The organism is Pseudarthrobacter albicanus (genome assembly GCF_018224015.1).
GTDB classification, from domain to species: Bacteria; Actinomycetota; Actinomycetes; order Actinomycetales; family Micrococcaceae; genus Arthrobacter; species Arthrobacter albicanus.
The window spans coordinates 64,111-78,444 of sequence record NZ_JAGPOT010000014.1; the positions used below are offsets into that span (position 1 = coordinate 64,111).

The following is a 14,334-nucleotide window of genomic DNA, read 5'->3' on the forward strand; positions in this document are numbered from 1 at the left end:
CCGTCGTTGTTTCCCAACACGGCTTGTCGACGTGGATTTCACGGCGTTTCGTTCCTCGCGGCCAGGTGTCGGTAGACGGTCGTTACCCGACGCTCAAGGGTCATCAACCCGTTAGCGTGACTTTCCCGAGCATTGGTCTCACGCCCCGCGACGTTCCCGGTCCAGCCGGTGAACACGTCCGTCGCGGTCAGGGTCCTTGCGAATTCCCCGGCCAGGGTGGGGCCGCAGTGGACGACCATGTCCGCCTCGATGAAGCCGGGAGCCTGTTCGTGTTCATCCCCGGCCTTGCGGACCGTAATCGAGTTGCGCAGCAGGGGCCCGGCCCTGGTCGCGGACAGGCCCTTGGGTCTGCCGGCGTCCTTGGTCGGCTTGAGCAGCCGGTCGATCGTGGCACCGGAGACCTTCAGCAGCTGCGCCCTCACCTCAGGGGTCAGCCTGTCCTTGTCCAGTTCCCCGAAGGCCTCCAGCTTGGGCAGCCACAGGTCCATGGTCGCGGCCAGGTACTTGCCCGATGGCATTCCGGCGAACCGCCACACCTCGATCAGGACCTTGAGCGTGTCGTAGCCGTAGGTACGTCCCCGCGGCTTGCGCACGACAGCCTTCGCCGGCCCCTTACGCTTACGGGCCGTGGACTGCGCCCGACGGGCATTGGCCCTTGACCAGCCGGTGACGGCCACCAGCTCATCGAGCACCGCACCCTTGGCCTTCTTCGCCTATTCCCGCAAGAATTCGCTGATGAATCCGGACAGCCCGCGGCTAGGTAGCGTCTGACCTGGCGGCCGGCCCGTCACTCCGGCCGGCCGACGACGACCTGCGCGGGACTGTGGGTGACGTAGCCGTTGGGCCAGGAAAACAGTGCGCGTACCTTCTGCTGGAATCCGGGCAGGAGGGCGAGGTACACCAGGGTTCATACCAGCTCCTCCCGGAGTTCATGTACGGCGGCCGAGGCGAAACCGCAGAGGACCTCGAGCCGTCCAGAAGATGCACGGCGAATTGGAAGTGCTGCTCCGATTACGACCGGTAGCGCCACACTCCCACTAGCTCTCCAGGGGCCGGCCGCGGGGCACGCTGCCGGGGTCTGCAGTGAACAGGTTCCCTTCGTTGTACTGGCGCTCCAGGGCTTCTACCTCACGCTCCACGGCGGCGAGGATGAAGTCCGAGAGCGTCCTGGATCCGGTCAGGTGGCGGGTCGCCATGTACGCGGACCGCATCCTGGCGCCCGACTCCTTGGACTGGAAAAAGCTGGTCTTCCGGTACATCTTCTTCTCGGCTGCCGGCGGCTCCAGCGCGGGCTGCCGGAGAAGGACCTGAGTCTGCTGCGGAACCTGCTGAACGGGCTGCGCGTAGGCGACAGGTTGTGGCTGCTGAGCTTGCTGAACTGGTGCCTGCTGCGCCGCGGCTTGTTGGACGGCCGGCGCCTGGACTACGGGAGCTTGCTGGACCGGCGCTGCCTCAGCCGATGCCTGCGGAGGGGCTGTGGGCGTCCGCTCGGGCGCTGCCGCGGGTGCAGGGACTGCGTGCAGAGTTGCCGGCTGTGTCTCCCCCGCCTGCTCATCCACATCCGTGCGGGTCATGTCGGCAATGACGCTGGTGTTGCGGGCCTTCACCAGTCCGGCGCGTTTACGGACAGCGTCCAGAGCGCTGGGTGTGCCTCCGCGTTCGGGGGCGGGTCCTGGGCGGTTCATGCCTCTGCATCTTTCCAGATCAGGGTGGCCAGCTGGACCAGGTCAGCCCGGTGCGGGGCGGCCTCGGAGCCCCATGCCCGCAGCGGCTGCGAGGCAGCCTGCGCCTTGGCGAACACTTCGCGGTCCTGAAGCATCGGCTCGAAGACCAGGTCGCCGAAGTTGGCGTTGACCTTCTCAATCCAGTGCATCTGGTCGGCGCGCTTCTTCTGCTTGTTGACAATGACGCCCAGGAGTTCGATGGTCTCGTTCAGGTTCTCCTGCACCTCGGAGATAGTCGTGACGATCTCGGACAGCCCCTCGACTGAGGCAACACGCGGTTCTGTCACGAGCAGGGCGTGTGTGGCGGCCGTCAGGGCGTTGACTGTCAGGAGCCCCAGCGAGGGTGCGCAGTCGATCAGGACGATGTCGTACTCCTCGGCGACACCCTTCAGGGCAATCCGAAGCCGGTGCTCGCGAGCCATCATGGAGTCGCGTTCGCGGGAGGCCAAGTTGCGTTCGGCCGCGATCAGGTCGAGTCTCGGGAAGTCTTCGTTCTTGTCGGCCCGGGGCTGCCAGGCCTCCCCTGCCGGCATGATGGCGTCGCCTGCGACACCCGGCATGATCTTCTGGTTGTTCGACTCGTCGCCGTAGAGGACATCGTTGAGGGTGAATTCCGGTTCCGTCACGCCCAGGGCGGAGGTCACGTTGTACTGCGGGTCCGCGTCGATGACCAGGACCTTCTTACCGAGTGTCCTGGAAAAGACCTCGGCCAGGCCGGTCACTAGGGTCGTCTTGCCGACGCCACCTTTTTGGTTGCAAACGGCGATGATTTTTGCCGACATGTCTGGGGTACCTTCCGTTGCACTGCTCGTAGAAAAACGGTGCGGCAGAAAGCCCGCTTGTGGCGGGAACTCATCGGGCCGGCAACCGATGTGACCAGACTAGCGGCGCCCCTCCGGTATGCCCGGGCGCCACGCGGGAGTGTCGGCGCAAATGGTTCCTTTCACGCGAATCCCACCTTTGGCGCAAATGGAACCATAAGTGGAGTTTGAGAGAACGGCGCATATCCCACCCTTTGCGCATACTGCGCCCATGCCACCTTTTGCGCAGATGCCGCCCCTGGTTGGTGGGTCAGACTGGTGCGCAAATGGTTCCATTTGCGCACCAGTTGACGAGACAAGAGCCGTGCCTGCTCCTGGGGAAGGCCCGATGTAATGGTTCCTTTTGCGCCGGAGCCGGGTTGTAGCATAGGGCTGCCAGGACATCGGGCCAACGCGAACGCGGCCATGAAAGAGATGCGCAAATGGATCTATTTGAGCAAGCGGGCAGGACTGCGCCTCGGCACCCTGGCGCGCCGCATATGGTGGCATTTGCTCAAAGGAAGCTCCGGCATTGTGCAGCAGCGCTCGAGCGCAAATGGAGGTATTTGCGAACGACGCTCCCCGGCGACCGTCTCGCGCTATGGCGGCATTTGCTCAAATGGCCGCACTAGCGATCAAAGTAACGTTTGCGCAAAAAGAAGGATTAGCGCATATCCCACCATATGAGCAGTTGGTACTACTTTCGCAAATAGGGGTATTTGGGCTAATCCCACATCGGTCGCAAAGGGTGCCGTATGAGCAAACAATGGCATAGAGCCCGGAGCATCCGGTCCAGCCGCCCAGTGACCGCTGTGCCGGCAACCACGGCGCCGCCAAGCTTTGGCGCCCGGGTCTCATCGGCGAACGCCTCTTCGTCCTCGCCGCCCCAGCTCGACATGGCACGACACAGGGATGAGGAATCCCCAGGCTGACAGATCCAGGAATGACCACTGTGCCGATGCGTGGTGCTATCCCCCGAGGCCTTGATCGATGTGTCTTACCGGGACGGGCTTGTGAGCAAATGGCACCATTTGCGGAGTTGAGGGAATGGTTCCATTTGCGAAAGAGGTGCTTCCCGGCTGAACCGGGGGAGTGGGGTCCAGCAGCCAGGCTAGAGGAGTCCCGTCCGCAAAAGGTGGCATTTACTCACTACGACCGAGCAGGGCTTCGGAGCATGGCTGCGAACCAGGGCGTTGCCTCGTCCAGCGTCTGCGGGTGCCCGGCGGGGGAGTGGTCGTGGGCTGTGGTTCGCTGCCAGTTCCGCGAATGGAACCATTTGCGCATGCGTTGCGGGGGCGTCCTGCACCAGCAGCGGAGAGTCGACAGGGGGGGCGGGGCCGATTCGACGCAAGGCCTGGAACTGATCAACCAAATAGTCCGCGGAATGGCGGGCGAGAGGGCGCAAGAAACCGTGCCGGATCAACGACCCGTCAACGAAATCACCCGGCCCTGGTGAACGCCATATCCGCCAGGGCCCATTCATCCGGCGGCCCCTCGAAATCCTCCCAGGGATAGTCCTCACCGGGGGAGAGCAATTCGGCGACGGTGTTGACGTTCTTCGACAGCCATTCCTTCCACAGGATCCGCTCGATCCGGTATTTGTGCTGCTGAGCGGCGACGGCTTCCATGACGCCGAAGTGCTCGGCCAGTTCCTTCAGCGACGTCGTGGACACCACAGACCAGGCCCGACTCTTATCCCGGGTCACCATGTTCCAGGCAGCCAACACCTCGAGGCTTTCACTGACTGCAGTGCGGGAAAGCCTCGTCAGTTGCACAAGTTCCGCGGTAGTCAGCCCGGGGGAGTGCTCCAAAGCCTCGTAGACGAAGGCCGCCGGCAGACCCAGTTCCCGGAACACCGGCCGTAGGGCGTGGATCTTCCCCTTGCGCCAGGACAGATCCTCAGCCGCGGTCTTCACCCCTTCAGGCACCGTCAACATGTAGAGATCTCCCTTCGTTCCCCGGCCCTGCCCGACCAGGGTCACCAACGGATCATTCTCGGCGCGCAGGGCTCTCAGGTGTGTGCCGACCGTCGTGTGGTCCAGGCCTGTCGCCACCGCAATGGACCGGTCGCCGAATTCGATGAACCGGGACTTCGTCTTGTGGGCTGCCTCCCCCAGCGCCCGCAACACCATCCTCCTGGCCAGCCCTGTCCTGGAATCGGCGTACCCAGGTTCTTTAAGCTTCAGCGCGTTTCTCCAAGTCCGGATGAACCGGTGTTCAACATCAGGATTAGACGAAACTGTATTCCCTTGTAGTCCCAGGGGCTGTGTATTTGGCTGGCTTGTGGGGGATATACGTGCAGTGTTCTTTCCTGCCTTGGATCCCGGGTTTTTCCGCAGGTATTCGACCGCTTTGATCCAGTCCCGCTTGAGTGCCGGGATGCGGTGGCGGGAGGCATAGCGGGCGTAGAAGGATGCGAGCCCTGGCCAGGTCCCCTGCAGCATCCGGCGTTCCACATCGGTCAGCTCCAGGCCGGCGGCCGCGGCCCCGGTGACGACTGCCTGGCGTGCCTCCGAATCGGAGGCGTACCGGTTGGCGTCGTAGAGACCGGTGAGCGCCATCTGCTGCATGGCCCGGGACATCCGGCCGGTCAGGTGAAGACCGCTGGGCGCTTCGCTGGTTGCGGGGGTGAAGGACTGTTCGAGACGCAGGGCCCGGACGGCGCCGATCTCCGCCTCCAGGTCAGCGTTCATGGTGGCCCACACACCGGCTCCGTTCGGCCGGCGGGCAATGTCGTAGGCCATGGTCAGGCTCATGGCGAGTTCCTGGTGACCGCCGTGTTTGTGAGGGGAACCGGGTGTGCGCATGCAACCGTGCAGAAGGTTCTGGTGCGGGGTCTTGTCCAGGCTCCGGTGGCGGGTGCCCAGAGCCTCGACGAGATCGCGCGCTTCCGAGAAGGTGACCCGCTTCTCCAGCGGGATGTAGACGTGGCGGCCGCCGTTGGGGGAGTAGTCCTCGATCCACCGGGCACCGCAGTTGTGCAGCCAGGTCTGGACTGCCCTCACGTCGGCTTCCACCCAGTCAACACCGGCTACAGAGGAGTCGAAGTCCAGGAAGATCGCGGCGCAGGTGCCGTCCTTGCCGAAGATACGGACGGCGGCAGGAAAGGTGGGAAGGGCCTCGGTCAGAGCACGCTCATGCTTCTGCGGGTACGTCTTTCCGGCGTCCCTAGAGAGACGGACCCGGGGCTGACCTGCGAGAAGAGGCGCCAAGGCAGCCCACGCCTGGGCGGGGCTGTACGTAGAGGATGGCTCGCGCGACACGCCAGCGTCGTATATGGCTGGCAGCACGCGCGCATGCTGTTGTACGATGGCTTTGTTCCTGTCAGAGGGAATGAGTAAGGGCCGGTCCGCCAAGACCGGTTTGTAACACAACGGAAGCCCTGCGAAGGACTTCCAAACGATTTACGATCTGTCAGCCGGCAAGCATCCCGGATCGTGAATCTCAAGCTTCGAAGGCCCGCCTAGTGCGGGCCTTCCACTTTTAAGAAGCTAAGCGGCCAAGAGGCAACTCCTCCTGCTGGATTAGTGAGTGAAGGTTAGTGTTCGCGAGGCGTGCGTCGACCAAATCGGACAGCCAGTCACTGACATACTGGTAGCCCTCTGCTTTTGCAACGAGGTCCATTGCATCTGCTTTGGGGGTAGCGATGCGGAATCCGACGAATTTGCGGTCACCTTTGGAGCGCCGGCCACTACGGTTTACTGGAGCCATCATCCCTGTCCTTTGAACTCAGTGGCTGAAGGCCACCGTTACTTCAATAGATTGGTCGGACCAAACATCTCACGGTCCTAAGGGCGGAATACCGTCCATTCCGGTCCTTCTGAAATTGAAGCTATCACCGCGATGCCGTATGTCCCGGTATTGAAACTGAAACACCCTCGGTGTGTTGAAACAGAAACATGTACGTCCGAATCGCAAAACCGCACAGGAAGGGGCGGCGCTGATCCGGTGTACTCGTCGGCCGAGCGTAGTAGGTGCAATTTGGGTGATGTGCCCGCCCTCTGGGCGTGACACGTGCCATCGAGTGGCAAGCGAGTTGCGGGCGCCTCCAACATGGCAGAGCCCTGTCACATCCCCATGATGTGGTAGCCGCCATCGACGTGAATAATTTCGCCGGTGGTGGCTGGGAACCAATCGGAGAGCAGCGCTATAACTGCCTTGGCCACAGGCTGCAGGTCAGTCCGATCCCAGCCCAGGGGCGCACGGCTTTCCCATACTCCGTCTGTACTCTCGATTCCGTCGATGGCTGCGACCGTGAAATTGTCCAAGGGTCCGCACGCCACCAGGTTAGTTCGGATCTTCCGCGCGCCGAGGTGGTAGGCGAGGTACCTGTTGGTGGATTCATAGGTGGCTTTAGCCACTCCAGCCCAGCCATAAATAGGCCATACCGGCGTTCCGTCGAGGGTGACGCCGACAATGCTGGCCCCGTCGTTGAGTACGGGGAGGCAGGCTTTGGTGACGGCTTGGAGTGACGCGCCGGAGACTTGAAGACTCGTAGATAGGTCGTCCCAGTCCGCTGTCATAAAGCCGGCGCCGACGGCTTCTGGTTTGCTGGCAGAGATGCAGTGGATGATGCCATCCAGGCTGTCTGTGTGCTCCAGGATCCTGCTGTGCAGCGAGTCAAGATCTTTCTGGCTGGTGGCGTCCAGCTCCAGAACCGGACCGGGGGAGGGGAGCCGCTGAACTATTTTTTGAGTGATTTTGGAACGGCGTCCGAAGCCCGTGAAGATCAGGGAGGCGCCTTCTCGTTGTGCGAGCTCGGCCGCTGCGTAGGCGATGCTGCGCTCTGTGAAAATACCGGTGACGAGTATTGTCTTTCCATCCATGATTCCCATTTATGCTCCTTGTCCGGCAGGTACCAGGCTCGTCATGAGATAGCGGCTCTGACCGTCGATGGAACCGATCGGCGCTACAGCAACGGCGAATTCCTGCCACGTTTCGGCGGTGGTCCTGAGCCGCACACTCGCAGATGACTCGGGCCCTACACGGCCTGCGGCTGCCGCTGCGAGGTGATGCTCGAAGCTGAACTTGTCGTCAGGGTGGGCTAGAGCTGCCAGGTTTCCTTCAAAGTCCGGGAGGAGTCCGAAGTCCGCCCATCTGCTGGAGGTCCGGAACGTCACTTCCTGTTGCATGTCGATGGCGGCAAAGGCCCGGTCGGCTGCCAATGCGAAGAGCGCTTCAGTCACCAGGCCGGCCGAGACGGGCGAGAGGCCCGGAGTGACGAGTTTCGTAGGGGAGTCCACTTCACGGCTGAAACCGCGCAGCATGATTGCCTCGGGATAATCGGGGTCGTCATAGGCCCGGGCCGACAGGGCGATCTGCTTCTTACCCGGGCTGGCGCTTCCGTAGCCGTAGACGACCTCGTAGGACAGCAGGTGCCGGCTGCGGTTGTTGACGGAGATGCCGCTGTCGATCACCAGCTTGATGGTGTCTCGGTCTTTAGTGGAGATGAGCTTGGCCAGCCATTCGCCGGCAGGTCCGCGCTTGCTTTCGACGGTGGCAGGTTCGATTCCATAGATCTTAAAGAGATTGGCGTCCCACAGTGAGGAGTCGTCGCCCACGTTCTTCCCGGTTTGCTTGCAGACCCGCCACTGCCACGCGCCCAGGAGCGGGGCGTCGGGGATCCGGTGCCCGGGGTGTTCGAATATTCCATAGGCACCCACAATTTGCTTGCCGTCCGGAGACACGACGGGCTTGGCTATGACGGCAAATTCAGCCGACCCGTAGCGGACGATGCCCTCGAAGGCCTCACCTGAGGAGAGTGTCGTCCGGAGTTTGTCGAACAGAACCGTCCTGGTCCGTTCGTCCAGCCAGTTCCTTGGGCTGATGCCCGGATGGTTTTCGGTGCCGACGGCCAGCAGGGACACTCCGTCCTGCGTGGTATCCAGGACGACCCAGCGTCCTTTTGCATCGATCTCTTGCTTAGACACGGATAGCCCTTCGTCGCTGGCATGGGGATTCTGTTACCGAAGGCGTTAACGGCTCGCCAAAGAAAGAGCTCAGATGAACGCCCAGGTGGACGTGCCCGTCAATGGTTCTCACAATTCCGGCTGCTTCCAGCGTGGAAAGTTCATGAGTGACGACGGAGAGACATAGCTCAAGTCCCTCAGCAATCTCCTCGGGCCGCTGCGGAACCTGAAGGAGGTTCAACGCGCGCAGAATCCGGAGGGACGGGGTTGAAGCTGCGGCGCATACGGCATTGAGTGCATCGGGGTGCATGACTTTAAGCCCTAACAAATCGAGGGTTGGAAGCCAGCACACCACTGTCCAGCAGCACACTTGAGGTATGGGAGATATAGGCCTGCGGAGTCGCCGGGCCACTCTGGACCCTACCTGTAGAGTGCAGGCGTGGGCAAGTTTATGGTTGAGTCGCCGGTGGCATTTGTAATTGGAGCATCCCGGGGGATTGGTGAAGCAACTACCAGGCGTTTCCTGGAAGAGGGTTACGCCGTAGCCGGCACCCACCGCGGAAGCGGCGTAGCGGACGGTGTCCACGGAATCGAGTGCGACGTGACGGATACACCTGCGTTGAAGGCAGCTTTCAAGGAAATAGCGGCCACCTTCGGACGGCTCGACACCGTGGTCTATAACGCCGGGGTTGCCCGTCAAGATCTTCTCATTCGGATGCGTGACGAAGACTTGCGATCAGTCATGGAAACGAACCTTTTCGGGGCTTTTACCAGCGTCCAGGAATCGTTGAAATACATGGGACGGGCTCGTTCCGGATCCATTGTGCTCATCTCCTCTGAATCATCCCGGACCGGGATTCCCGGCTCTGCTCACTACACATCATCGAAGGCTGCACTTGATGGCCTGGTGCGCTCTGCTATGTGGGAGGCCGGTCCGCGTGGAATCCGGATCAATGTCGTCGCCCCTGGCCCCACCAAGACCGACATGCTGGCCAAGGTCGATGCGGCTGACATGGCAAGGCTTATTGAAAGATCGCCGCTGAGGCGGATAGCGGAGCCGGATGAAATCGCAGACGCCATTTACAAGGTCAGCACGCTGACGTACCTGACCGGCGCTCTCATTCCTGTCACAGGCGGCGAAGGTCTGGGGTACTAGCCTTCCTGCGCGTCCTGCCCGGGAAGGGTTTTCAGGTCAATGCCAAGGAATTCGTAAAGCGCCTTCGCCATCCCGTTGTACTTGTCCTGGTTGACTTCCCACCTCGTAGATCGGCCTACGCGCTCACCGCGCGGAGGGTCCCCGATCAGGATCCCGAGGTCTTCAAGCTGATCGAGATTTCTGCCCACCAGGCTGCTGTCCAGGGAGAGCTGCTTGATCAGCGTCGCCCGGAGTGTCGGCCCCTGCGTGTAGAGATATCCAACGATAGCCAGGCGGGCCGGGGTGCTAATAACCCTCTGGGCCAAGAGGAGATCCTCTGACCAGTTCTCCTCGGGAAGGGCGTATTTAGGCACGCCCCCCATTTTGCCCCTAAACAACACCATTTTCATACTTGTTTCGCATTCATCGACACTCACATACCCTTCATCAATGCGTTTAACACCTTGCTGAATGCATTTAATGCACTGATCATGCTATATTTTAGGCACTGATGAAGGCATTAAGCGAGTTCCTAACCCGTGCTGGTCTTCCCTGCCTCCTGCTCCCGGGAGGGAGGCGCGGCTCGTTCTTCCGAGTCCATCGGCCGACCAGGTAGTTCAAGTGATGTCAGGGGGGGAGATAACGGATGGTTCAGCCGAGTTCGCTGATTGGGATTTCCCATGTGAAGGGAGCAACGGAATCCGTAAACCCTGGTCGCGTCGGGGCCCCTCGCGGGGAGTCGAGGGAAACGGTATGAAGTCGAAGGGAATGTTGCTGGGCGCAGCATTGGCAGTGCCTTCTCTATTCTTCGGACTCCTCTTTTCGATTGTCGTATTGTTCCAATCCACCCCCGCTGCAGCGGGCTGCGGACCTGGTGCAAGCACCGTTGCCGCCTCGGGCCTCGCGAAGGTTTCGGGCTATTCCACCGAGCAGCTGACCAACGCCACGGCCATCATCAACGCCGGGAAGAGCCTGAACCTGCCGTTGAAGGGACAGATGGTCAGCGTCATGGTGGCACTGGGGGAGTCCGGGCTGAAAGTGCTGGACTACGGCGACGGCGCCGGCCCCGATTCCCGGGGCTTGTTCCAGCAGCGGGACAACGGTGCCTGGGGTTCCTTTGCGGACCGGATGGACCCGGCCAGAAGTGCCGGGAACTTCATGAAGGCCCTGCAGAGGGTGGCCGGCTGGGAGCAGCTGGAGCCGACGATCGCCGCCAACCGGGTCCAGCGCAACGCGGATCCGTATCACTACCAGCGTTATTGGCAGCCGGCCATGGATCTCGTCACCGCTCTCGCCCACGTCAAGGTCTCCGGGACCCGGGGCTGCGCACTGCCGGGCCGGTCCGGTGTGGGCGATGACCTGCCCTGGGCCAACGCCGCCATCTACCAGCCGAGCGCGCTGGGAATGTTCAACCGGGAGTGTGTGGACTTCGCCCTGTGGCGGGTGAACCAGCAGCTCGGCGGCACCGCGGCCCCATACAGGATTCTGAACAGCACCTTCCGGCCGGACGGCGTGAATCTCGGTTCGGCGCTGTCCTGGCGGGATGGCTGGAACGCCCGCGGCTGGCCCACCGGCCCGACGCCCCGGGTCGGGGCGGTCGTCTGGTACGCCCCGGGAGCCGGGGGAGCGGACCCCACCTACGGCCACGTGGCCGTCGTGAAGGCCGTCAATGCCGACGGCAGCTACCTGGAGGAGGGCTACAACGGCAACCCCGCCCCGGAGGACCACAGGTACTACACCCGCACCGTGAACAACGATGTGCCCAGCGCGTTCCTGTACGTGCCAGGTTCGGAGGAGAAGAAGTGAAACGCACCCTGACAGCCCTGGCCGCCGTCCTGCTGTGCGCCGCGTGCGCCCCGGCGGCCACCACCGGCCCGGCCTCATCACCGGCCACGGCTTCGGCCAGTCCGTCGGCTCCGGTCTCGCTGAGCGCCGGGGGCAGGTCACAGGTACCGGGCGGGACCGTTCCGCCCACGTCGGGCATTGCCTGGGATGAGGAGAGCAAGACGGAGGCCGCCGAGGTCGCGACCCGGGCCATGGCCGATTACGCCCGTCCCCAGGCAGAGGCCACGCAGTGGGCGAACGACTTCGCCCGCTGGCTCACCCCGCAGGCCACGGCCGACTACTCCACAGTGGATCCGGGCAACAAACCCGCCTTCCGGGTGACCGGGCGGGCGACGCTGGCCGTGGATGAATCCAACGGCTACGGCGTCACCGTCACGGTCCCAACCGATGCCGGCCGCTACGCCCTCCAGCTGCTACGCACCTCCAAAGACTCCACCTGGAAGGTCAACCGGCTCACCCCGCCGGCTGACCGATAACCCAAACCACCCCGCTCCAGAAAAGGAAGAAGCTCATGGGTCTCAACCCGACAGAGGTACTGGCTTTCCCCAAGATCCAGGCCATCGTCCGTGACAACGGCACCGCTGACGTCGTTGTGGCCGGGAACTCCCGCACCGTGGCGCGGGCAGAGTCCCTGCAGCAGCTCCGCGAGAACGCCCTGGCCATCGTGGTCGGGGAAGCAAAGACATTGAACCGGCCTGTCCGGGTGGCGATTGATGACCCTGAAGGACACGGGGAACTCCTCGTCAGCCCCGACGGCAGCAAGGAATCCGTGAGCTACACCGCGAAGCCGGCACGCCGCCGGGCCGAGGCTCCCGCGGCCACCGCCGCACCCGTGACAGCGGCCGTCACCGGGACAGCTCCCGTCGAACCGGCCCGGCCACACCCGGCCCCGGCCCAACCCGGGCCGGTCAGTGAAGCTCCCGCATCGACTGGAACCACCGCACCGACGGGAACGGCTATGATCCCCACCCCCGAAACAGCTACCGCAGCGGCACCGGCGGTGGAGGCCGCCCCGGCGCGGCGGAGCCTGAAAGACGCCTCCTTCCTGGTCAGCGCCCCGGTCCTGGAACCGGCCATGCAGGGCTGGCGCGGAACCCTGACGCGGCTGGGTGTCCGCATGGACCCCTCGGCGCAGGAGATGGCCGAGCGGGAGGACATCCGCACGGTCAGCCAGCACTGGCCCGGCCCCCGCACGATCGCCGTGGTGAACCGCAAGGGCGGTGCGAACAAAACCCCCACCGTCGTGATGCTCTCGGCCATCCTCGCCCGCTACAGCGGCGCCGCCACGGTCGCGTGGGACAACAACGAATCCCAGGGCACCCTGGGCTGGCGGACCGAACAGGGCGCCCACGACCGCAGCGTCCTGGACCTGATCGACTCCTCCCGGACCCTGCTCTCACCCGGCACCAATGCCGCCGAAATCGCGAAGTTCGTCCACCACCAGACGGCGGACAAGTTCGATGTCCTGCGCTCGGACGAAAACGAGGAAGGCGATCACGAAGTGACCGCCGAGGAAGTGGACATCGCCCACCAGGTCCTCACCCGGTACTACCGCCTCGTCGTGATGGACTCCGGCAACACCGCCCGGGCCGCGAACTGGCGGCGGATGATCGACCACACCGACCAGCTCGTCGTTCCCGTGACGGCCGTCGAGGACCGCGCCGAAGCCGCACGGCTGACCTTGCAGACCCTCGATTCCCGGGGCGGGCACGACGCGGAGCTGGCCCGCAACGCCGCCGTGATCGTCTCCGAGTCCACCGACGCCAGGCGCAGCATGAGTGGTGACGCGCTCAAACGGGCCAGGGACGAAGCGCAGCGGATCGCGGACGGCTTCGCACCTTACGTCCGGGCGGTGGTGCGGATCCCGTACGACCCGGCCCTGGTCAACGGACCCATCCGCTATGAGGCCCTGCAGCCGGCCACGCAGCGGGCCTGGCTGGCGGCAGCGGCTGCCGTCGCCAGCGGCTTCTAACACCTCCCCGACACAACAACTTCCGAAAGGAGGACCCATGAACCAGCCATGGAACCCGTGGATCACCACCCCGGCCACCGGCACCCTCGTCGCTGCCGTGGAGGTCCAGCTGCCGCCCGCAGCGACGATCAACGCTCCAGTGCTGGGGATGGTCGAACCGGATGCGGCAGACAGGCTCGGCTGCGGCACCGTCACCGGCACCGCCACACCGTGGGTCACGGGCGTGCATGGGGGAGCGGGCGAGAGCCGCCTGGCCAGCATCCTGATGGGCGCACGTTCGACAGACCATGCGTGGCCGGTCCACGACGCCGCCTCCGGCAAGCCATCAGTGCTGCTGGTGTGCCGGTCGGATATGCGCGGATTGAAGGCCGCCCGGAGCGCCCTCATTCAGTGGGCCTCCGGTGCCACCCCTGCCGTTGACCTGCTCGGCCTCGCGGTCCTGGCCGACGCCCCCGGCAAACTCCCCAAACCCCTGCGGGACTTCGCCGCCCTGGTCGGCGGCGGCGCACCCAGGATGTGGATCCTCCCGTGGGTCGAATCCTGGCGGCTGGGCGACACCAGCGCCGGTCCGCCGGGACGCGACTACCAGCGCTTCGCCACCGACGTCGCGGCCCTCACCACCTGACCGCCAGCCTCACATCAGCAATACCTGCCGAAAGGTCTCATCATGCAGAACATCATTTCCCGATTTCCGCTCAGCGTTATCCCGAACCCGACGCCCACCGTCCCGGAACAGGCCAAGGGCCTGTTGACGATCCTGAATTGGGCCTCGGGCATCGGTCTGGTCCTTGGCGTCCTGGGTGTGATCATCGTCGGCATCGGCATGGTCATCCAGCTCTCCCGCGGCAACGGCGGGGAACACCTCGGCAAGCTCGGCTGGGTTCTCGGTGGTTGCATCATCATCACCGGCGCCTCGGGCATCGTCCGCGCCTTCGTCTAACCCGTATCC

Annotated in this window: 13 protein-coding genes and 1 pseudogene; 6 read left to right on the forward strand and 8 right to left on the reverse strand. The window is 63.6% G+C overall.

Annotation, left to right across the window (positions count from 1 at the left end; translation table 11 throughout):
• Nucleotides 1–38: 38 nt before the first annotated feature.
• The 7 genes and pseudogenes from J9611_RS05260 to J9611_RS05290 form a co-directional block, all read right to left on the reverse strand.
• Nucleotides 39–692, reverse strand: a complete 654-nt coding sequence (locus J9611_RS05260; RefSeq protein ID WP_211878325.1) for a hypothetical protein — start codon at nucleotides 690–692, stop codon at nucleotides 39–41.
• A 95-nt stretch (nucleotides 693–787) separates the two neighbouring features.
• Nucleotides 788–901: pseudogene (locus J9611_RS05265) on the reverse strand (NADH dehydrogenase FAD-containing subunit); the annotation flags it as partial.
• A 136-nt stretch (nucleotides 902–1,037) separates the two neighbouring features.
• A complete protein-coding gene (locus J9611_RS21720; protein ID WP_246527399.1) occupies nucleotides 1,038–1,685 on the reverse strand; it encodes a ParB family protein in 648 nt (215 codons plus the stop codon).
• Nucleotides 1,682–2,506, reverse strand: coding sequence for a ParA family protein (locus tag J9611_RS05275; RefSeq protein WP_211878327.1), 825 nt, complete (start codon nucleotides 2,504–2,506; stop codon nucleotides 1,682–1,684). The genes J9611_RS21720 and J9611_RS05275 overlap by 4 nt, the downstream gene beginning before the upstream one ends.
• Nucleotides 2,507–3,963: 1,457 nt before the next feature.
• Nucleotides 3,964–5,814 (reverse strand): MarR family transcriptional regulator, encoded by a 1,851-nt coding sequence (locus J9611_RS05280; protein WP_307857023.1) that lies wholly within the window; start codon nucleotides 5,812–5,814, stop codon nucleotides 3,964–3,966.
• A gap of 777 nt (nucleotides 5,815–6,591) precedes the next feature.
• Nucleotides 6,592–7,359, reverse strand: a complete 768-nt coding sequence (fabI, locus tag J9611_RS05285; RefSeq protein ID WP_211878328.1) for an enoyl-ACP reductase FabI — start codon at nucleotides 7,357–7,359, stop codon at nucleotides 6,592–6,594.
• The gene (locus tag J9611_RS05290; protein ID WP_307857024.1) at nucleotides 7,360–8,454 is read right to left on the reverse strand and encodes a hypothetical protein; all 1,095 of its coding nucleotides are present in this window, start codon (nucleotides 8,452–8,454) and stop codon (nucleotides 7,360–7,362) included.
• Nucleotides 8,455–8,872: 418 nt separating this feature from the next.
• On the opposite strand from J9611_RS05290, the gene J9611_RS05295 reads away from it, so the two are divergent.
• Nucleotides 8,873–9,589: an SDR family NAD(P)-dependent oxidoreductase gene (locus J9611_RS05295; RefSeq protein WP_211878329.1), complete on the forward strand. Its 717-nt coding sequence runs from the start codon at nucleotides 8,873–8,875 to the stop codon at nucleotides 9,587–9,589.
• Here J9611_RS05295 and J9611_RS05300 read toward each other — a convergent pair.
• Entirely contained in the window at nucleotides 9,586–10,005 is a 420-nt protein-coding gene (locus J9611_RS05300) for a winged helix-turn-helix domain-containing protein (protein ID WP_307857025.1), read from the reverse strand. The two genes, J9611_RS05295 and J9611_RS05300, sit on opposite strands and share 4 nt — an antisense overlap.
• A gap of 397 nt (nucleotides 10,006–10,402) precedes the next feature.
• On the opposite strand from J9611_RS05300, the gene J9611_RS05305 reads away from it, so the two are divergent.
• From J9611_RS05305 to J9611_RS05325, 5 genes are read left to right on the forward strand one after another with little or no spacing between them, the layout of a single operon-like run.
• The gene (locus tag J9611_RS05305) at nucleotides 10,403–11,374 is read left to right on the forward strand and encodes a CHAP domain-containing protein (protein WP_443701376.1); all 972 of its coding nucleotides are present in this window, start codon (nucleotides 10,403–10,405) and stop codon (nucleotides 11,372–11,374) included.
• Nucleotides 11,371–11,889 carry a hypothetical protein gene (locus J9611_RS05310; protein ID WP_211878332.1) on the forward strand — a complete coding sequence of 173 codons (519 nt, stop codon included), beginning with the start codon at nucleotides 11,371–11,373 and terminating at the stop codon, nucleotides 11,887–11,889. The genes J9611_RS05305 and J9611_RS05310 overlap by 4 nt, the downstream gene beginning before the upstream one ends.
• 35 nt (nucleotides 11,890–11,924) lie before the next feature.
• A complete protein-coding gene (locus tag J9611_RS05315) occupies nucleotides 11,925–13,385 on the forward strand; it encodes a P-loop NTPase family protein (protein ID WP_211878333.1) in 1,461 nt (486 codons plus the stop codon).
• A 37-nt stretch (nucleotides 13,386–13,422) separates the two neighbouring features.
• The gene (locus tag J9611_RS05320) at nucleotides 13,423–14,010 is read left to right on the forward strand and encodes a DUF6668 family protein (protein WP_211878334.1); all 588 of its coding nucleotides are present in this window, start codon (nucleotides 13,423–13,425) and stop codon (nucleotides 14,008–14,010) included.
• A gap of 42 nt (nucleotides 14,011–14,052) precedes the next feature.
• On the forward strand, nucleotides 14,053–14,325 hold the full coding sequence (locus J9611_RS05325) for a hypothetical protein (protein ID WP_211878335.1): 273 nt from the start codon (nucleotides 14,053–14,055) through the stop codon (nucleotides 14,323–14,325).
• Nucleotides 14,326–14,334: the final 9 nt, after the last annotated feature.